This is a genomic window from Pseudosporangium ferrugineum (assembly GCF_003002065.1).
Classification (GTDB): domain Bacteria; phylum Actinomycetota; class Actinomycetes; order Mycobacteriales; family Micromonosporaceae; genus Actinoplanes; species Actinoplanes ferrugineus_A.
On the sequence record NZ_PVZG01000002.1, the window covers coordinates 606,026 to 624,111 of the forward strand.

General features: G+C 72.2%; 16 protein-coding genes. 12 read left to right on the top strand and 4 right to left on the bottom strand.

The annotated features are described in order from the left end of the window. Positions 1 to 76: 76 nt before the first annotated feature. From CLV70_RS06935 to eno, 3 genes are all read left to right on the top strand, one after another. On the top strand, positions 77 to 1,819 hold the full coding sequence (locus CLV70_RS06935) for a flavin-containing monooxygenase (protein WP_106125500.1): 1,743 nt from the start codon (positions 77 to 79) through the stop codon (positions 1,817 to 1,819). Between the two features lie 88 nt (positions 1,820 to 1,907). Beyond that, a complete protein-coding gene (locus tag CLV70_RS06940) occupies positions 1,908 to 3,554 on the top strand; it encodes an FAD-dependent oxidoreductase (protein WP_106125501.1) in 1,647 nt (548 codons plus the stop codon). Between the two features lie 101 nt (positions 3,555 to 3,655). Then, complete coding sequence (gene eno, locus CLV70_RS06945) at positions 3,656 to 4,915, top strand: phosphopyruvate hydratase (protein ID WP_106125502.1); 1,260 nt, start codon at positions 3,656 to 3,658, stop codon at positions 4,913 to 4,915. Positions 4,916 to 5,264: 349 nt separating this feature from the next. Here the strand turns inward: eno and CLV70_RS06950 are convergent, their stop codons facing one another. Continuing rightward, positions 5,265 to 5,579: a helix-turn-helix transcriptional regulator gene (locus CLV70_RS06950; RefSeq protein WP_106125503.1), complete on the bottom strand. Its 315-nt coding sequence runs from the start codon at positions 5,577 to 5,579 to the stop codon at positions 5,265 to 5,267. A 295-nt stretch (positions 5,580 to 5,874) separates the two neighbouring features. On the opposite strand from CLV70_RS06950, the gene CLV70_RS06955 reads away from it, so the two are divergent. From CLV70_RS06955 to CLV70_RS06980, 6 genes are all read left to right on the top strand, one after another. Then, the gene (locus CLV70_RS06955) at positions 5,875 to 6,825 is read left to right on the top strand and encodes a TerC family protein (RefSeq protein ID WP_106125504.1); all 951 of its coding nucleotides are present in this window, start codon (positions 5,875 to 5,877) and stop codon (positions 6,823 to 6,825) included. Positions 6,826 to 7,562: 737 nt separating this feature from the next. Beyond that, entirely contained in the window at positions 7,563 to 9,158 is a 1,596-nt protein-coding gene (locus CLV70_RS06960) for an ABC transporter substrate-binding protein (RefSeq protein ID WP_106125642.1), read from the top strand. Then, entirely contained in the window at positions 9,155 to 10,162 is a 1,008-nt protein-coding gene (locus CLV70_RS06965) for an ABC transporter permease (protein WP_106125505.1), read from the top strand. The genes CLV70_RS06960 and CLV70_RS06965 overlap by 4 nt, the downstream gene beginning before the upstream one ends. Beyond that, entirely contained in the window at positions 10,155 to 11,018 is an 864-nt protein-coding gene (locus tag CLV70_RS06970) for an ABC transporter permease (RefSeq protein WP_106125506.1), read from the top strand. The genes CLV70_RS06965 and CLV70_RS06970 overlap by 8 nt, the downstream gene beginning before the upstream one ends. Further along, positions 11,015 to 11,974: an ABC transporter ATP-binding protein gene (locus tag CLV70_RS06975; RefSeq protein WP_211303677.1), complete on the top strand. Its 960-nt coding sequence runs from the start codon at positions 11,015 to 11,017 to the stop codon at positions 11,972 to 11,974. The genes CLV70_RS06970 and CLV70_RS06975 overlap by 4 nt, the downstream gene beginning before the upstream one ends. After that, complete coding sequence (locus CLV70_RS06980; RefSeq protein WP_106125507.1) at positions 11,971 to 12,636, top strand: ABC transporter ATP-binding protein; 666 nt, start codon at positions 11,971 to 11,973, stop codon at positions 12,634 to 12,636. The genes CLV70_RS06975 and CLV70_RS06980 overlap by 4 nt, the downstream gene beginning before the upstream one ends. Before the next feature lie 107 nt (positions 12,637 to 12,743). Here the strand turns inward: CLV70_RS06980 and CLV70_RS06985 are convergent, their stop codons facing one another. Together CLV70_RS06985 and CLV70_RS06990 are read right to left on the bottom strand one after the other, a co-directional pair. Further along, a complete protein-coding gene (locus tag CLV70_RS06985) occupies positions 12,744 to 13,010 on the bottom strand; it encodes a superoxide dismutase (RefSeq protein ID WP_106125508.1) in 267 nt (88 codons plus the stop codon). 3 nt (positions 13,011 to 13,013) lie between these two features. Further along, the gene (locus tag CLV70_RS06990) at positions 13,014 to 13,643 is read right to left on the bottom strand and encodes a superoxide dismutase (protein WP_106125643.1); all 630 of its coding nucleotides are present in this window, start codon (positions 13,641 to 13,643) and stop codon (positions 13,014 to 13,016) included. A 274-nt stretch (positions 13,644 to 13,917) separates the two neighbouring features. Here CLV70_RS06990 and CLV70_RS06995 point away from each other — a divergent pair, with 274 nt between their 5' ends. After that, positions 13,918 to 14,121: a hypothetical protein gene (locus CLV70_RS06995; RefSeq protein WP_106125509.1), complete on the top strand. Its 204-nt coding sequence runs from the start codon at positions 13,918 to 13,920 to the stop codon at positions 14,119 to 14,121. Between the two features lie 105 nt (positions 14,122 to 14,226). Continuing rightward, the gene (locus CLV70_RS07000) at positions 14,227 to 15,684 is read left to right on the top strand and encodes an amino acid permease (protein ID WP_281260432.1); all 1,458 of its coding nucleotides are present in this window, start codon (positions 14,227 to 14,229) and stop codon (positions 15,682 to 15,684) included. 349 nt (positions 15,685 to 16,033) lie between these two features. On the opposite strand, the gene CLV70_RS07005 is transcribed toward CLV70_RS07000, so the two are convergent. Beyond that, complete coding sequence (locus CLV70_RS07005) at positions 16,034 to 17,233, bottom strand: hypothetical protein (RefSeq protein ID WP_146163987.1); 1,200 nt, start codon at positions 17,231 to 17,233, stop codon at positions 16,034 to 16,036. A 183-nt stretch (positions 17,234 to 17,416) separates the two neighbouring features. Here CLV70_RS07005 and CLV70_RS07010 point away from each other — a divergent pair, with 183 nt between their 5' ends. After that, a complete protein-coding gene (locus CLV70_RS07010) occupies positions 17,417 to 17,854 on the top strand; it encodes a CBS domain-containing protein (RefSeq protein ID WP_106125512.1) in 438 nt (145 codons plus the stop codon). Positions 17,855 to 18,086 lie beyond the last annotated feature (232 nt).

Genomic DNA, 18,086 nt, shown 5'->3' on the forward strand with positions numbered 1-18,086 from the left:
CGCCGGCGTCGTCCCTCCGGACGCGCCTCCCGGCCTCGACCGGGCGATCGATCTCAACGTCCAAGAAGGAGAGGTCATGTCAGACGGCATCGATCTGGAGTTGTTGCGCGCGAAGTACCGCACCGAGCGGGACCGGCGCATCCGGCCCGACGGCAGCGCGCAGTACCGGGCCGCCGCCGGCGAGTTCGGCTTCTACGCCGACGACCCGTGGACCCCGCGCATCGAGCGGGAGACCCTGCACGACCGGGTCGACGCGATCGTCATCGGCGGCGGCTTCGGCGGGCTGCTGGCCGGGGCCCGCCTGCGCCGGGCCGGCATCGACCGGATCCGCACCATCGAGGAGGCCGGCGACTTCGGCGGCACCTGGTACTGGAACCGCTACCCCGGCCTGCACTGCGACATCGAGTCCTATGTGTACCTGCCGCTGCTGGAGGAGGTCGGCTACGTCCCGAAGTGGCGCTACGCCCCCGGCGAGGAGATCCGGCAGCACGCCATGGCGATCGGCCGGACGTTCGACCTCTACCGCGACGCCTGCTTCCAGACCCGGGTCACCGAGATGCGCTGGGACGAGGACGCCACCGAGTGGATCGTGCGTACCGACCGCGGCGACGAGATGCGCGCCGAGTACGTGGTCGTCACGCTGGGCGCGTTGAGCAAGCCGAAGCTGCCCGGCATCCCGGGCATCGAGAACTTCCGCGGGCACACCTTCCACACCAGCCGCTGGGACTACGGCTACACCGGCGACGACCTCGAGAAGCTCGCCGGCAAGCGGGTCGCCGTGTTCGGCACCGGCGCCACCGGCGTCCAGGTCGTACCGCCGCTCGCGGAGGCCGCCGGTCACCTGTACGTCTTCCAGCGCACACCCTCCACCGTGGACGTCCGCGACAACCGCCCCACCGACGAGGCGTGGGCCGCCTCGCTGCGCCCCGGCTGGCAGCGCGACCGCATGGAGAACTTCCTCAAGTCCGTCACCGGGGTCCCGGTCGAGCAGGATCTGGTCGGCGACGGCTGGACCGCCAACTCGGCCCTGCACCGCAGGGTGCTGCCGGGCGTCACCGTGCTGAGCGACGAGCAGGAGGAGCTCGTCGACGCCCACAAGATGAACCGGATCCGCGCCCGGGTCGACACCGTCGTCGCCGATCCCGCCACCGCGGAGAAGCTCAAGCCCTGGTACCGCTACATCTGCAAGCGGCCCTGCTTCAGCGACCTCTACCTACAGGCCTTCAACCGGCCCACGGTGACCCTGGTCGACACCGCCGACTCCGGCGGCATGCCCGAGATCGGTACGCACACCGTCGCCGGTTATGAGATCGACTGCATCATCTTCGCCACCGGGTACGAGGCCGGCGTCACCGACGTCATGTCCGGACGGATGCTGATCCACGGCCGCGACGGCGTCACCCTGCTCGACTCGTGGAAGGCCGCCGGACCGCGCACCCTGCACGGCATGACGATCCCCGGCTTCCCCAACCTGTTCCTGATGAGCTTCCTGCACGCCGTGACCGCGTCCAACTTCGTGCACGTCCTCGACGAGCAGGCGCGCCACATCGGCGCCATCGTGGCCGAGGCCCGCTCCCGCGCCGCCCGCTACGTGGAGCCGGCCGCCGACGCCGCCGACGCCTGGGTGGCCACCATCGCCGAGACAGCCGTCGACAACTACGATTTCCAGCTCGACTGCACGCCGAGCTTCTACAACAACGAGGGCCACCCGGTCAGATCCTCCCTGGCGGCCGTGCAGTACGGGCGGGGACCGATCGCCTTCTTCGACCTGCTGCGCGAATGGCGCTCCACCGACGGTTTCGCGAAAGTCCTGCACTAGGGAGGGCATGTGGCCCCTTCTCGGGCATACCCCCGTGGGTATCCTGTAGCGGGGGCCGCCGCGGGGGCGGCCGGGAGGTGAGGGCCGGATGAAGACCGTCATCGTGGGTGCCGTGGCCGGCGGGATGTCGGCGGCGACGCGGCTGCGCCGCCTCGATCCGGCTGCCGAGATCGTGGTGTGCGAACGCGGCGAGCACGTCTCGTACGCCAACTGCGGGCTGCCGTACCACATCGGCGGGGTGATCGCCGACCGTCAGGCGCTGCTGCTGCAGACGCCGGACAGCCTGCGCGCCCGCTTCGACCTTGACGTGCGGACGCGTACCGAGGTGACCGCGATCGACCGTGCCCGCCGGCTGGTGCGGCTTCGGGAGGCCGGCGGCCGGGAGTACGAGGAGAGCTATGACCGGCTCGTTCTCAGCCCGGGTGCGGCACCGTTCGTGCCGGACCTGCCCGGCGTCGAGCGGGCGTTGACCCTGCGGTCGGTCAGCGACGCCGACCGGTTCACCGCCCTGCTCGCCGACCGGCGGCCGCGCACCGCCGTGGTCGTCGGCGGCGGCTTCATCGGTCTGGAGACCGCCGAGAACCTCCGCCGCCGAGGACTGCGGGTCAGCCTGGTCGAACTCGATCGGCAGGTACTCGCCCCGCTGGACGCGGAAATGGTCACCGCCGTGCACGCCGAACTGCGCCGCCACGACGTGGCCCTGCACCTGGGGACAGCCTTGACCAAGGTGCTGCCCGACGCCGTGCAGCTCGACGGCGGGCGCCTGCTCGACGCCGACCTGGTGGTGCTCGCGATCGGCGTACGCCCGGAGACCGGCCTGGCCCGCGCCGCCGGACTGACCATCGGCCCGCGCGGCGGCATCGCCGTCGACGAGACCATGCGTACCAGCGACCCGCACATCTACGCCGTCGGCGACGCCGTCGAGAAGAGCGACCACCTCAGCGGCGAAGCTGCCCTGATTCCGCTCGCCAACACCGCCAACAGGCAGGGCCGGCTGGCCGCCGACGCGATCGCCGGCCGGCCCGCACGCCTGGACGGACGCCTCGGCACCGCCATCGTGCAGATCTTCGACCTGACCGTGGCCGTCACCGGCTGGAGCGAGAAGCGACTCCGCGCCGCGGGCCGCCCCTACCAGGCGATTCACACCCACCCCGCCTCGCACGCCGGCTACTACCCCGGCGCCCGGACCATGGCCCTGAAACTGCTGTTCGACCCCCACGACGGCCGCATGCTGGGCGCCCAGGCCGTCGGGGGCGACGGCGTCGACAAACGCATCGACGTCATCGCGACCGCCATGCGCGCCGGCCTGACCGCCGACCAGCTCGCCGACCTGGAACTCGCCTACGCGCCCGCCTTCGGCTCCGCCAAGGACCCGGTCAACATGCTCGGCTACATCGCCGACAACCTCCTCACCGACCGGCAGCGCACGGTCCAGTGGCACGAGCTCGATGCGGCCGTCGGCGCCGGCGCCACCCTGATCGACGTACGCACCGCGGCCGAGCACGCCGCCGGGCACATTCCGGGGTCGATCAACCTGCCTGTCGACGAACTCGGCGACCGCCTGCCCGAGGTGCCCGACGGCGAGGTGATCGTCTACTGCGAGGTCGGCCAACGCGGCCACACCGCCACCGCGCTGCTGACCGGCCGGGGTCGCCGAGCCGCCAACCTCGACGGCGGCTACCGCACCTGGCGCGCCGGCATGACGAGCCCTTGGGCCGATCCTCGCCACGGATAGACCGGGGTCGCTCGCCCGGCCGTGCGGGACCTTCGGCCCTCCGGCGAAAGATCGCCCGGTGCCACAGTCGGAGGGAGCCCGTTGCGAAGGAGAAACCTGCCATGACCCTGACGATCGCCGGATTGACGGCCACCGAGGTGCTCGACTCCCGGGGCCGCCCCACCCTGGCGGTGACGCTGCGACTGCCCGACGGCCGCAGCGTACGCGCCGGCGTGCCGTCCGGTGCGTCCACCGGCAGCCGCGAGGCCGTCGAGCTGCGCGACGGCGATCCTCGCCGCTATGCGGGCAAGGGCGTGGTGAACGCCGTGGGCAACGTCAACGCCGAGATCGCGGATCTGCTGCGCGGCCGGGAGTTCCCGGACCTGGCGAGCGTGGACCGGGCGCTGATCGAGGCGGACGGCACGGACACCAAGGCGCGGCTGGGCGCCAATGCCATCGTCGGGGTGTCCATGGCCGCCGCGCGGGCTTTCGCGTTGCTCGCCGACCGGCCCCTGTGGCGGTATCTGGCCCCGGCCGGGGTCACGCCGCGGCTGCCGGTGCCGCACTTCAACGTCGTCAACGGCGGCGCCCACGCACCGAACCGGCTCGACTTCCAGGAGTTCATGATCGCCCCGCTGGGAGCGCCCGATCTGGCCGAGGCGGTGCGTGCCGGTGCCGAGGTGTACGCCGCGCTGCGCCGGCGCCTCGCGGACAAGGGCTTCGCCACCGGACTGGGCGACGAGGGGGGCTTCGCGCCGGAGATCGACGCCCCGGAGGACGTGCTCACCACGCTCGTCGACGCGATCACCGACGCCGGCTACACCCCGGGCCACCACGGCGTGGCCATCGCGCTCGACCCGGCCGCGAGCGAGTTCTACCGCGACGGCAGCTACCACGTCGCGGGGGAGAGCCTCAGCACCGGCGACATGATCGCCCGTTACGAGGCGATCGTGAACCGGTTCCCGGTGTGGAGCATCGAGGACGGCCTGGCCGAGGGCGACTGGGACGGCTGGGTCGAGCTCACCGCGCGCCTCGGCGGCCGGGCGCAGCTCGTCGGCGACGACCTGCTGGTCACCAACCCGGCCATCGTCGCGGAGGGGATCGACCGCAAGGCGGCCACCGCGGCCCTCATCAAGGTCAACCAGATCGGCACCGTGACCGAGACCCTGGAGACCATGCGCCTGTGCCGCGAGGCCGGCTGGGCCCAGATGGTCTCGCACCGCTCGGGCGAGACGGAGGACACCTTCATCGCCGACCTCGCGGTGGGCACGGGCTGCGGGCAGCTCAAGACCGGTGCGCCGGCCCGCGGTGAGCGGGTCGCCAAGTACAACCGGCTGATCGAGATCGAGGCCGGCAGCGACCTGCCGTACGGGCGGGCCTGACAGCCGCCACCGGCCCCGTTCCGAGGAATTGGGGCGGTCGATGCGCCCGGCAAGGTCGGTGCGGGCGGCCTCGAAGGCGTCGTCACGGACCGGGTCGAGCACCTACCAGGGCAGCGGGGGCGGATTCTCCGCCGCCGGGGCGTCGCTGGTCTGCACGCCGCCGATCCGTGACTTCGAGTCGCTCGGCCCTGGCTGAGGGGCCGGCCCCGGAGTCACGCCGGCGGTGTGTCGGGTGTCGTGCTGGTGGTGCTCGATGTCGGCTTGCCCGATGCGGACGGCCGGGAGGTGCCGGCGGTCGCGCGGGCGGACGGCCGGGAGGCGCCGGTGGTGATGCTGACGGTCGCCGCGCCTACGTCGCGGTGGGAGAGGTGAACAGCGCGAGCAGGTCGCCGATGTGGTGGTCGGCCTCGGCGGGGTGACGGAACCGGCCGGCGGGATTGACCGTGTAGCGGTTGCGACGTCCTATCCGTTCATGCCGCAGGTAACCGGCGGCTTCGAGGTCGGCGACGATGCTCTGGGCGGCGCGTTCGGTGATGCCGACGACGTCGGCGACCTCGCGCAGCCGGATGCTGGGATCCCGGGCGATGCTCAGCAGGACGTGGGCGTGATTGGTCAGGAACGTCCACTCCCTCCCGGGGCGCACCGGTCCGGCCTCAGTGGTCATGGACGCATGGCCTCCCTCTGTGCGGTGATACGGCGGGCCCCAATATACGCACGCGAAGACGCGAAATCCTCAGCGTATTTTCAGCGGCGAGCCGTTGTCATACGATCCGTGGTTCGTGAATCATTGGTCGTAGTTCGAGGGGGAGTACCCGAGCGCTCGACGCGTCGTCGTCAGTACGGACCCGGCCCATCCGGGTTCCGGCGGCGCAGCCACCGGCTGTGGTGGCCCGGAGAGACCTTCGACCAGCACGCGCGGCCCGCTGTCGCGGGTTCGCCTGGTCGAAGGGTGTCTTTCGTTGACTGTCTCCTGGTGGGTCTGGGCAGCGCTCATGCTCGCGGTGGCCGCGATGCTGGCCGTCGACCTGTTCCTGCACCGCGACAACCACGTCATCGGCTTCCGCGAGGCCGCGATCTGGTCCGGCGTCTGGATCGCCGCCGGGCTGCTGTTCGGTGTGATCCTGTGGGTGTGGCAGGGCGGCGACGTGGCCGGCACCTACTACGCCGGCTACCTGATCGAGAAGGCACTGTCGATCGACAACGTGTTCGTCTTCGCGCTGATCTTCACGTACTTCGCGGTCCCGGCGGCGTTTCAGCACAAGGTGCTGTTCTGGGGTGTCATCGGTGCACTGGCCTTCCGGCTGGGGTTCATCTTCGTCGGTGCCGAGCTGCTGGAGACGTTCTTCTGGACGGCGTACGTGTTCGGGGCGTTCCTGATCTATACGGGGTTCAGGATGGCCTTCCGCCACGGCGAGCAGACCCCGCCGGACCGCAATCCGGTCGTCCGCCTCCTGCGCAAGGTCGTCCCGACCGACCCGGCCTACCACGGCGACAAGTTCTTCACCCGCGTCGCCGGCAGGCGCGTCGCCACCCTGCTCTTCGTGGTCCTGATCGCGGTCGAGGCCACCGACCTGATCTTCGCCATCGACAGCGTCGCGGCGATCCTTGCCATCACCACCAGCACCTTCATCGTCTGGACCGCGAACGCCTTCGCCATCCTCGGCCTGCGCAGGCTGTACTTCTGCCTGGCCGGGTTGTTGCGCCGCTTCGTGCACCTGCACTACGGCCTCGCTGCCCTGCTCGCCTTCGCCGGCGTCAAGCTGATCCTGTCCGAGACCCCGGTCGGCAAACTACCCATCCCGGTCACTCTCGGCGTCATCGTGGTGACGATCGCGGTATCGATCGGGTGGAGCCTGCGCACCACCCGCGACACCACTGCCTCGTCCGGCGCGCCACCGTCGCGCACCTGAACCTCCCGCCCCGGCACACGCTTCCGAGGGGAGGGCAGCGATGACCGCAATCCTGTTGCCGCTGTCGCCCGGCTCACCGCAGCAGGGATCGGTCCCCCGTGGACCTCCGGGCGCCGGATTCCGTGCTGTCCGGCCATGAGTCACCCGCGCCCGGGTCCGGTGGCCGTGCCGGCGTCGCGCGGCCCGGACGCACCATGGAGGTGAAGGGCGGGGACACGCCCGGAGTCACGGCCGGTAGACATGCGGTAACTACCCGAGCAGGGTGGGGCGGACCGAGGGACCATCCCCGCGCCTACATGCGAGGTTCGACTCCTCGCCCGGCCACAGTGGCGGTAGCCACCGCAGCAGTCCTCACCTGTCCAGGCCCCGCGATGAAGGGAGCACCCCTGCTCGGCAGCCGACGACTACCGTCGGAGGTTGCTCATGCCTCGGCCCCGGCCGCGCCGGTGGTCACCTCGGACGCCGCGACCGTGCACGGCTGAGCTCCCCGTGGCCGGCGGCGTCGTTCCGGCGGGCGACCGTTTCGAGGGCGTGGCATGGCAGCGCACCATAGCCGTTGAGGCGTCTGCCGGCCACGGTGATCAATGCCATGGGGATGCCGCCGGGTTCGGCTGCGGTGAGTTGTTGCCATAGATGTGCAACTGCGGCAAGCTGGCGTCAGTAGTCCTCCGATCGTGACCAGAAGCCTTCGCAGGCCGGTCACCCCGGCCTGCCCAGACCTGGGAGTCACCCCTGTGATGGTTCGATCGCATCGTCCGGCACGCCGCCTGATCGCCGCGGTCGCCGGTCTTCTGCTGCTGACCGCCTGCTCGTCGACCGCGGCCGGTCCCGGATCGCCGGCAGCGAGCTCCACCTTCGTGGTCGCCATCGCGGGGGAGCCGGACACGCTGAACCCGGTGCTGAACTTCGGAGTCGACGGCGCGTCACTGATCTTCGACGGCCTGGTCGCGCGGGATGCGCAGAACGTTCTGGCGCCGGCCCTGGCGGCCGGACTGCCCACCGTCTCCGCGGACGGCCGGACCGTCACGGCGAAACTGCGGAAAGGGGTGACCTTCCACGACGGCGGCCAGCTGACGGCCGCGGACGTCGTGTTCACGTACCGGGCGGTGCTGGACCCGAAGGTCGACTCGATCCTGCGTTCCGACCTGGACATGCTCGCCACGGTCACCGCCCCGGACCCGGCCACGGTCGTGTTCACTCTCAGACACGCCTACGCGCCGTTCCTGCAGCGGCTGACCTTGGGCATCGTGCCGGCGAAGTCGCTCAGCGGGCAGGACATCAACAAGGCCGCCTTCAACCGGCAGCCGATCGGCACCGGCCCGTACAGGGTGGAGTCCTGGACCGCCGGGGACCGCCTCGTGCTCACCGCCAACGACACCTACTGGGGTGGCAGGCCGGCCAACCGGAAGCTGATCGTGGCGTTCGTCGCCGACGACAACGTCCGGGCCCAGCGGATGCGCGCGGGGGAGTTCGACGCCGCCGAGCTGGCGCCCAAGCTCGCCGCCGGCTTCGACAACGCCACCGGCTACACGGTGCAGCGGGTGCCGACCGCCGATTACCGCGGGGTGATGCTGCCCTTCGGCAGTCCGGTCACCGGCGACCTCGCCGTCCGCCGGGCTCTGTCGGTGGGCGTCGACCGCGCCGCGATGGTGCGGGGGGTGCTCGCCGGCGCCGGAGAGCCTGCCTTCGGGCCCGTACCGCCCACCTCCGAATTCGCCGACCCCACCGCCGCGGCAAAGACATCAGCGGACACCGCCGCGGCGGCCGCGCTGCTCGACGCGGCAGGCTGGACGCCCGGCGCGGACGGCATCCGGGCGAAGGGCGGACGGCAGGCGGCGTTCACCCTGATGTACCCGGCCGGCGACAGCCTGCGCAAGGAACTCGCCCTGGCCGTGTCGGCGGACGCGAAGAGGATCGGCATCAAGGTCAGCCCGGAGGGCCTGACGTGGGACGCCATCGACGCCAGGATCACCAGGGACGCCCTGCTGATGGGGTTCGGCACCCCGTACGATCCGGATTTCGTCTCCTACAAGCTGTTCGGGTCGAAGTTCGCCGCTCAGGGCTACTTCAACCCCGGAAGCTACCGGTCCCCGGTCGCCGACAGGGCTTTGCAGGACGGCCGGGACCAGGCCGATCCGGCCAGACGCAGAGCCGCCTACGCCACGTTCCAGCGGCAGCTCGCCGCCGACGCACCCTGGGTGTTCCTCACCTACCTCAAGCACACCTACGTGGTGAGGGCCGGCATCACCGGCGTCACCCCGCGGGTCGAGGCGCACGAACACGGCGTGGCCAACAGCCTGTGGTGGAACATCAACACCTGGACCCGCGCGTGAGCCGGAGGGCATCCGTACGCCGCCGGGTGCTCGCCGGTGCCGGCCCGGTGATCCGCCGCCGGCTGCTGGTCGCGGTGCCGGTCCTGATCGCCACCAGCATCGGCATGTTCCTGCTCGGCGCGGCCTCTCCGATCGACCCGGCCAAGCAGTACGCCGGCGCGGCCGCGTTCACCGCCACCGAGGAGAACCTGGACCAGATCCGGGCGAACTGGGGAGTCGACGACCCCCTGCCCGTGCAGTACGCGCGCTGGGTCGGCAACCTGCTGCGCGGCGATCTGGGATGGTCCACGAGCAGGCACGAACCGGTGACCGCGGTCCTCGGCGCCCGGGCCGGCTGGACCCTGCTGCTGGTGAGCACCGCGCTGGTCGTGGTCCTGTTGTCCAGCCTCGTGCTCGGCACGCTCGCCGCGTACCGAAGGGGTGGTCTGCTGGATCGGGGCCTGCGGGCCGCCGCCTACGCGGTCGAGGCGATGCCGGTGTTCTGGCTCGGCCTGGCCGGGATCGCGCTGTTCGCCCTGACCCTGGGCTGGCTGCCCGCCGGCGGCCTGACGGAGGTCACCGCGACCACGACCTCGGCCGCGGACGTGGCATGGCATCTGATCCTGCCGGTCGGGGTCCTGGCGATCTCCCAGGCGCCCTGGTTCCTGCTGTTCGTGCGGGACTCGGTCGCCGAGAGCCTGCGCGACGACCACGTCCTGGCCGCCAGGGCACGGGGCCTGCCGGGCGGCACGGTTCTGTTCGGGCACGCGCTGCGGACCGCGCTGCTGCCGTTCCTCACCCTCATCGGCACGCACCTGCCCGAGCTGGTCGGCGGCGCGGTGCTGGTGGAGACGGTGTTCTCGCTGCCCGGCCTGGGCGCGGTCACCGTGCAGGCCGCGCTGGGCACGGACTTCCCGCTGCTCGCCGCGATCACCCTGGTCACCACCGCCGTGGTGCTGTCCGCGAACCTGCTCACCGACCTGGCCTACACCGCCGCCGATCCCCGGGTGCGCCTCGATGGCTGAGACCCTGCGCCGCGTCCGGCTTCCCCGCCCGCTGCCGGGCCGCCTCGGCGTCACCACAGCCACCGCCGTGCTGGCATCGGCAGTGCTCGCCTGCCTGCTCGCACCCGTGCTGTGGCCGCTGGACCAGAGCGCCGTCGACCTCGCCCGGATCCGGCTGGCACCGTCCTGGGCCCACCCGGCCGGCACCGACGACCTCGGCCGCGACGTCGCCCACCGCACCCTCTACGGCCTGCGGGTCTCGCTGCTGGTCGGCGCCGTCGCCGCCCTGGTCGCCACCATGATCGGCGGGATCGTCGGCGGGATCGCCGGCACCCTCGGCGGACCGGTCGACCGGATCCTCATGCGGATCGTCGACACCGTCGCCGCGCTGCCGCACCTGCTCCTGGGAATCTTCATCGTCGCGATGCTGCGGCCCGGCCTCGGCGCGGTCATTCTCTCCGTCGGGCTGACCCACTGGCTGTCCACCGCCCGGATCGTGCGCTCCGAGCTGCTCAGCCTGTGCACCCGGCCGTTCATCGACGCCGCGATCTCCGGGGGCGCCGGCCGGCTGCGGGTGCTGACCCGCCACCTGCTGCCCCACGTGCTGCCGAAGCTGGCCCTGGCCACCACCCTGATGGTCCCGCACGCGGTCTGGCACGAGACCGCCCTGTCGTTCCTCGGCCTCGGCCTGCCACCGCACCTGGCGTCGCTCGGCAACATGATCAACGACGGGCAGGGGTCCCTGCTGACCGGCGCATGGTGGGCCAGCCTGATGCCCGGCCTGGTCATCGTGATCGTCACCCTGGCCCTGGCCGCGATCGTGGCCCGCTGGCGCGACCGCCTCGATCCCCGCGTCCGGGCGGAGCTGCAGCTGTGACCACCACCGTGCGTACCTCGGCGCTGCTGGGGATCAGTGACCTGACCGTACGGTTCGAGCTGCCCGACGCGACCGTGGACGCCGTCACCGGCGTCAGCCTCGCCGTGGCCCCCGGCGAACTGCTGGCGGTGGTGGGGGAGTCCGGCTGCGGCAAGTCCGTCCTCGCCCATGCCCTGCTCGGCCTGCTGCCCGCCAACGCCACCGTCACGGGCCGGGCCGTGCTGCACGGCGGTGAGGCCCCGGTCGACCTGCTCGGGGCCGGCGAGAAGATCCTGGCCCGTACGGTACGCGGACGCCGCATCGGTCTCGTCCCGCAGAGCCCGGCGACGGCGTTGACCCCGGTCCGCACCGGCCGCCACCTGCTGGCCGAAACCCTGCGCGTGCACGGCCGGGCCCGCGGCGACGCCGAAGCGGTGGCCGCCGATGCCGGGCTCGCCCCGGCCGACCTCGACCTCTACCCCCACGAACTGTCCGGCGGCATGGCCCAGCGACTCGCCACCGCCCTGGCGCTGGCACCGGACCCGCCGCTCCTGCTGGCCGACGAGCCCACCTCCGGCCTCGACCGGCTCCTGGTCGATGCCACCCTCGACCTGCTCCGGCAGCGCTGCGACAACGGCGCCACGGTCATCCTGATCACCCACGACCTCGCCGCCGCGCAACGCGTCGCCGACACGGTCGCGGTCATGTACGCGAGCCGCATCGTGGAACACCGCCCCGCGGCCGGGTTCTTCGCCGGACCTCGGCACCCGTACGCCCACGCCCTGCTCGAGGCCCTTCCCGACCGTGCCTTTGCGCCGATCCCCGGCCACCCACCGATGCTGACCGAACTGCCGGCCGGCTGCGCCTTCGCGCCTCGCTGCCCCCGCGCGGCTGACGAGTGTGGCAGCCGGCCCGGCCTCGCCCCCGACGGGCCGGGGCGCGTGGCCTGTCACCGCCCGATCGGAAGCCACCCGTGATCACCGCCGACGGCATCACCGTCGCCTACGGCCGCCACCGGGTCCTCGACGGGGTGTCGCTGAGCGTCGCACGGGGAGAGACGGTCGGGTTGCGCGGCCCGTCCGGCGCGGGCAAGTCCACCCTGCTGCGGGTCCTGGCCCTGCTGCACCGCCCGGTGGCCGGCACGGTCAGTATCGACGGCACGGCGATCACCGGCATCCGGTACGCGGTGCCGCCCGCCGTCCGGACCCGCATCGGCGTGCTCTTCCAGAGCCCTCGCGCCGCCGCCGACCCACGACTGTCCCTGGCCGACCTCATCGCCGAACCCCTGCGCGTCGCCCGGCTCCCGCGCGCGACCGTCACCGGGCGCGTCGCCGAACTCGCCGACGTCGTCGGGCTGACCGCCGACCTGCTGATCCGCCGCCCGCACGCGGTCAGCGACGGGCAGCTGCAACGCGCCTGCCTCGCCCGCGCCTTCGCCCACACCCCGGACTATCTGCTGTGCGACGAGGCCACCACCATGCTCGACGCCGCCACCCAGGCCCTGATCGCCGCCGTCATCACCGATTACCAGCAACGGCACAACGCGGGCGTCCTGATCGTCACCCACGACCCCGCGCTGATGACCCGGTGGGCCGACCGTTGTCTCGATCTGGGCGACCTGGCAGCCGTCGACCCTTGATGCACCGTGGCGGTCCACCGCCGCCCGGGCCGGCCCGGAGCCGGCCCGGGCGCGCGGGCCGGCAACGACATCGTGGTGTTCCCCGCATCACGGCGTGGGCCATGGCGTCACGTGGGCGGGCCGGTCTCGGCTGCGGCAGCGATGTGCAGGGTCAGCTGCTGGACCAGTTCCTCCATGCTCTCGCCGGTCTGGGAGCGCAGGATCGTCAGAGCAAGCTCGGCGAGGAACTGGAAGCCCCGGGTGCGGCAGGCCTCGTCGGGGAACGCCTCCAGCAGGGCTTGCGCGCCCGTGAGGTCACCGCGGTGTTTGGCCGCGATGACCCCGGCGGCGCGTTGCGCAGCCTGGAAGACCGACTGCGCACCGGCATCGCTCATCGTTCAGGGCGCGACGATGATCGGGTTGCCGGCGGCGCGGGCGGCGTCGAACCGCTTGGTGACGTCGGCCCAGTTGACCAGGTTCCACAGCCGGTCCACGTAGTCCGGCCGCACGTTCTTGTACTGCAGGTAGTAGGCGTGCTCCCAGGCGTCGAAGACCAGGATCGGCGTGGACCCCTGCCCGACGTTGCCGTGGTGGTCGTAGACCTGCTCGACGATCAGGCGCTGTGACAGCGGTTCCCAGGCGAGCACACCCCAGCCGGAGCCCTGCACCCCCTTGGTCGCGGTGGACAGCTGGGCGGAGAACGCCTCGAAGGAGCCGAAGTGCTCGACGATCGCGGCGTCGAGGTCGCCCTCGGGGCGGTCGGCGCCGGTACCGGGGCGCAGGTTGTTCCAGAAGATCGAGTGCAGCACGTGCCCGGACAGGTTGAACGCCAGGGTCTTCTCCAGGCCGACCAGGGCGTGGTAGTCGCCCTTCTCGCGAGCCTCGGCGAGCTGGTCGAGGGTGTCGTTGCTGCCCTTGACGTACGCGGCGTGGTGCTTGGAATGGTGCAGCTCGAGGATCTGCCCACTCATGGCGGGCTCGAGCGCGCCGTAGTCGTAGGGCATGTCGGGAAGCGTGTAGATGGCCATGACCATCCTTCCAGTCGCCGCTCTTTTGCTATTGCCAGTATTCTGCAACACGGGATGTGCGGGCGTGCGGTAAGGGGGGCCTTGCTCATCCGGCGCTCAGTGCCGGCGTACCTCGGCGGCGGCCCCGGCGAGTCGCCTGAGCGAGGTGTCGACCTCGTCGGCTCCGGGGCCGCGGTGGTCGGCCGGTCCACAAGGAGCGGGGCCGGGTGGGGATGAGGGTGCCGTCAGCGGGGTATGGGCAAGGGCACAAGCCAGCTCACAGGGAGATCAGACAATGCTGTTCGCACTTGTTCGCCGGTACGTTCTGATGGCTATCGCCGTTCCGCTGGCCGCCGCCGGCGCCCGGAAGCTGAGCGATGTGGTCGAGGCCAAGCGCGGTCCGAGTCGTGGCACGCGGATGCTGCGCAAGGGGGCCGACACGCTGCAGGGGCAGTTCGGGCGGCAGAAGAAGCGCCGCCGGTTCGCTTTCGGGCGCTGACGCTCGGGCCGTGATCGCTGAGGGGCCGGGTGAGTTACGGCGGGGCTCGTCCGGGTACACCGGGCACGCATCAGTGTCGTGGTGAGGAGTGCCGGCGTGTCGGTCATGCGGACCAAGCCCCTTGAGGATGTCATTGCTCAAGGGGATGACGATGATGGCGGCCGGGGGCTGCGGCGCCGGCTGGGTCCGCTCGACCTCATGGGTTTCGGGATCGGGATCGTCATCGGTACGGGGATCTTCACGCTGACCGGCATCGAGGCTCGCGATCATGCCGGGCCCGCCGTCATCGTCTCGTTCGCGCTCGCCGGGGTCGCCAGCCTGCTGGCCGCCCTCTGCTACGCGGAGCTGGCCTCCAGCGTGCCCACCGCCGGCAGTGCCTACACGTACGCGTACGCGACCATGGGTGAGATCATCGCCTGGATCATCGGGTGGGATCTGGTGCTCGAGTTCGCGCTCGGGGCTGCCGTGGTGGCGCGGGGGTGGTCCGGGTATCTCGCCGAGTTGTTCGACCTGCCGGGGGCGGTCTTCGGCGAGGGCAGCACCGTCAACGTCGGCGCCACCGTGATCACGTTGGTGCTCGGGGGCGTGGCCACCGCAGGGATCCGGCAGTCGTCGCGGGTCACCAATGTGCTCGTCGTCGTCAAGATCGCCATCTGTCTGTTCGTCGTGGTGGCCGGGGCGTTCTTCCTCAAGGCGGCGAACCTGACGCCGTTCGTGCCGCCCGCGCAGCCCGTCGAGGGCGGGGAGGCCGGGCTGACCCGGCCGCTGTCGCAGGTGCTCTTCGGGCTCGAGCCGTCGGCGTTCGGCGTGGCGGGGGTGCTGACCGCCGCCGCGGTCGTGTTCTTCGCGTACACCGGGTTCGAGGCCGTCGCCAACCTGGGGGAGGAGACGCGGCGGCCACGACGGGATCTGCCGTTGGGCCTCTTCGGGACGCTGGCGGTGTCCGCCCTGCTCTACGTGCTCGTCTCGTTCGTGGTCGTCGGCATGGTCGACTACCGGGAGATCGATCCGGGGGCGCCGATCGCGTCGGCGTTCTCGGCCGTCGGGGCCGGGTGGGCCTCCTCGCTCGTCTCGATCGCCGCGGTCGCCGGCCTCACCAGCGTGATCCTGGTCGACATCGTCGCCATCGGGCGGATCGGGTTCGCCATGTCGCGCGACGGCCTGCTGCCGGCGAAGGCGGGCGCCGTGCACCCCCGCTGGGGTACGCCGTACCGGACCACGCTCGCCGTGACCCTCGGGGTCGCGCTGCTTGCCGGGTTCGTGCCGCTGTCCTCGCTCGCCAACCTGGTCAGCATCGGCACGTTGTTCGCGTTCGTGATCGTGTCGGTCGCCGTACCGATTCTGCGGCGCACGCGGCCCGGGATGGAACGGCCGTTCCGGGTGCCGTTCTCGCCGGTGGTGCCGGCGTTGTCGGCGCTGGCCTGCCTCTACCTCATGACCAACCTGTCGGTGGAGACCTGGTTGCGTTTCCTCGCCTGGATGGCGGCCGGGCTCGCGATCTATGCCGGGTACGGCCGCCGCCGCAGCCGGATGGCCCGCAGGGAACTCGACCCCGCGAACTGACCCCCGGCGCGCCGAAGCTGGTCATGGCTGGCTGGCGGTGGCGGTTGTCGTGGGCGGAGCGGGACGGCTCGACCGCGGTGGGGCGGTTGTCGTGGGCGGAGCGGGGTGGCCCGGTGGGCGGTTGTCGTGGGCTGAGCCGGGTGGCCCGGCCGTGGCGGGGCGATTGTCGGGGGCGGGGCGGGAGGCCGGTCAGGGGGACCGGTCCCGGCGGTCGGTCCCCGCGGATCGGAGCTGGGCCGGGCCGGTGGGGCCGGGCCGGTGGGGCTGGGCGGCGGGGCCCGGGACGGCGGGGCTGGGACGGTGGGGCCCGGGACGGTGGGGCCCGGGACGGTGGGGCCCGGGACGGGGGTCAGTCGGTGTCGGTGCGGTAGCCGGACGGCGCGGACAGGTCGATCCGCCAGCTCTGGACGCCCGTGCTGTCCACGAGTTCCACGTGGCTGATCTCCACCGCTCGCCGCGGGGCCGGGACGCCGCCCGCCGGGACGCCGTCGGGGGCGGTCAGGACGGTGATCTCGTCCCAGGCCGGTGGGGCGAGGCCCGCGCCCTGCTCGTACGGGGGGTCCCACTCGTCCGGGAGCTCCGACAGCGCCGCGCGCAGGGCCTCGCGGGCCGGTTCGTCGGTGCGGGTGGCCGGGTCGAGGGGGGTCACGTACGCCGCGAGGGCCGCGGTCAGGCCGGCTGTGCGGCGGAGGGCGTCGTCGCAGGCCGGGAGGGTGGCGATGCGGTTGACCGGGGCGTCGGCGTGGCACAGGAGCACGAGGCGGCCGAGGAGGCCCGCGCGGGGCAGGCCCGTGAGGTGCAGGGGCTCGGCGGCGAACGGGAAGCCGTGGCTGCGCAGGTCCGCGGTCAGGGCCTCGCGCAGGGCCTGGTCGGCGGGGGCCGCCAGCAGGTCGGCCAGCGCCTGGCGGAGGTCCTGCCGGGCCAGGACCTCGTCGAGGCCGGTGCGCGACATGCCGGGGCGGGCCACGAAGCGGTTGATCGTGACGGTGTCCGGCGTGGCCGGTGCCCGTACGCCGGCGACCCTGATCCTGCGGTCCACGGCCGTGAGCAGGTCCGCCCGGCGGCCTTCCGGATCGAGCGACGACGTCTCCCAGTCGTCGCCGAGGTCGAGGTCGGCGGCGGCCGGGCCGAACGGGTCACCCGCGAGGGTGACGCGGGGCGTGATCACCGCGGGGCCGCCGGGCCCCGCCACCAGCTCGGCGCTGATGTCGGCGAGCGGGCGGATCAGGGAGCGGAGGATCTGTTCGCGGACCGCGGGCAGCTCGCGGTCGGTGACGGCGGCCAGGAAGAACGGCCACAGCAGGAACGGCACGGGTTCGCCGGTGACGATGCGGCGCCACTCGGCGTCGGCGTCCTGGAACGCGCCCGCGGTGGCCGCCTCCGGCGAGATCTCCTCCGAGCGCCAGAACTCGTCGGTGGTGTCACCCGCGCCGTGGTCGGCGACCGTGCGGTGCAGCAGCAACCAGCCCGCGGCGGGGCCGTGCGGCACCCACACGAACCGTGTCGTGACCGTTCTGGACCCGTCCGTTGATCCGTCGCCCCGGCTCATCCGGCCTCCTCGGGGAGTCGCTCATCGAAGCAACTTAGCGCCGCCGGGCGGCCCCGTCACCGCCTGCGACCGTACAGATGAATGTTGATCTCTGCGAACCCGGTGGGGTCAAAGGCTCGGACGAGAGCGTTCTCCCGTTCTAGGGTGGTGCATCCGGAACTTCCGCTGGACCCGGGAGAACACATGCGTATCAGCGACGTACTGCGCGACAAGGGCGACCGAGTCGTGACCGTGACCCCCGACCACACCGTCCAGGAACTGCTCGCCACCCTCGCCCGGCACCGGATCGGCGCCGCGGTCGTGTCCGCCGACGGCGCGACGGTCGAGGGCATCGTCAGCGAGCGCGACATCGTCCGCAGCCTGGCCGCGCGCGGAGCCGCCGTGCTCGCCGAGGCCGTCTCCGCCATCCACACGGCCGAGGTGCGCACCGTCGGGCCCGAGGCCGACGTGGCCGAGGTGGAGCGGCTGATGACCGAGCACCGCTTCCGGCACGTGCCGGTGGTGGCGGACGGGCGGCTGGCCGGCATCGTCAGCATCGGCGACGTGGTGAAGAAGCGGATCACCGAGCTGGAGGTGCAGACGACGGCGCTCAGCGGCTACATCACCGGGGAGCGCGCGTGACCCGGAGCGGCGCGGCCCGGCGACGGTAGCCGGCGGGCCGCGCCGCGGCGATGCGGGACGGCTCCGGTTCGCCCGCCGGCCGGAGGGGCAACGGCGGCGGCAGCCCGCACGGTGGCGTCCTTCTGGGACCGGTTGTCAAGCTCCGGGGGAGGGAATCCGTGGCTCCCGAAGTCCCGACGGGTGGCGAATCCGGCAGGGTTGGCGCCGATCGGCCCCGGGTAGGCGTGCTGCC

Coding starts and splice junctions, on each gene's coding strand:
- CLV70_RS06985 (WP_106125508.1), bottom strand. CDS start 13,010: ATGAGCGATGCCGGTGCGCAGTCGGTCTTCCAGGCTGCGCAACGCGCC.
- CLV70_RS07000 (WP_281260432.1), top strand. CDS start 14,227: ATGCGGACCAAGCCCCTTGAGGATGTCATTGCTCAAGGGGATGACGAT.
- CLV70_RS06935 (WP_106125500.1), top strand. CDS start 77: ATGTCAGACGGCATCGATCTGGAGTTGTTGCGCGCGAAGTACCGCACC.
- CLV70_RS06970 (WP_106125506.1), top strand. CDS start 10,155: ATGGCTGAGACCCTGCGCCGCGTCCGGCTTCCCCGCCCGCTGCCGGGC.
- CLV70_RS07005 (WP_146163987.1), bottom strand. CDS start 17,233: ATGAGCCGGGGCGACGGATCAACGGACGGGTCCAGAACGGTCACGACA.
- CLV70_RS06990 (WP_106125643.1), bottom strand. CDS start 13,643: ATGGCCATCTACACGCTTCCCGACATGCCCTACGACTACGGCGCGCTC.
- CLV70_RS06950 (WP_106125503.1), bottom strand. CDS start 5,579: ATGACCACTGAGGCCGGACCGGTGCGCCCCGGGAGGGAGTGGACGTTC.
- CLV70_RS07010 (WP_106125512.1), top strand. CDS start 17,417: ATGCGTATCAGCGACGTACTGCGCGACAAGGGCGACCGAGTCGTGACC.
- CLV70_RS06940 (WP_106125501.1), top strand. CDS start 1,908: ATGAAGACCGTCATCGTGGGTGCCGTGGCCGGCGGGATGTCGGCGGCG.
- eno (WP_106125502.1), top strand. CDS start 3,656: ATGACCCTGACGATCGCCGGATTGACGGCCACCGAGGTGCTCGACTCC.
- CLV70_RS06960 (WP_106125642.1), top strand. CDS start 7,563: ATGGTTCGATCGCATCGTCCGGCACGCCGCCTGATCGCCGCGGTCGCC.
- CLV70_RS06995 (WP_106125509.1), top strand. CDS start 13,918: ATGCTGTTCGCACTTGTTCGCCGGTACGTTCTGATGGCTATCGCCGTT.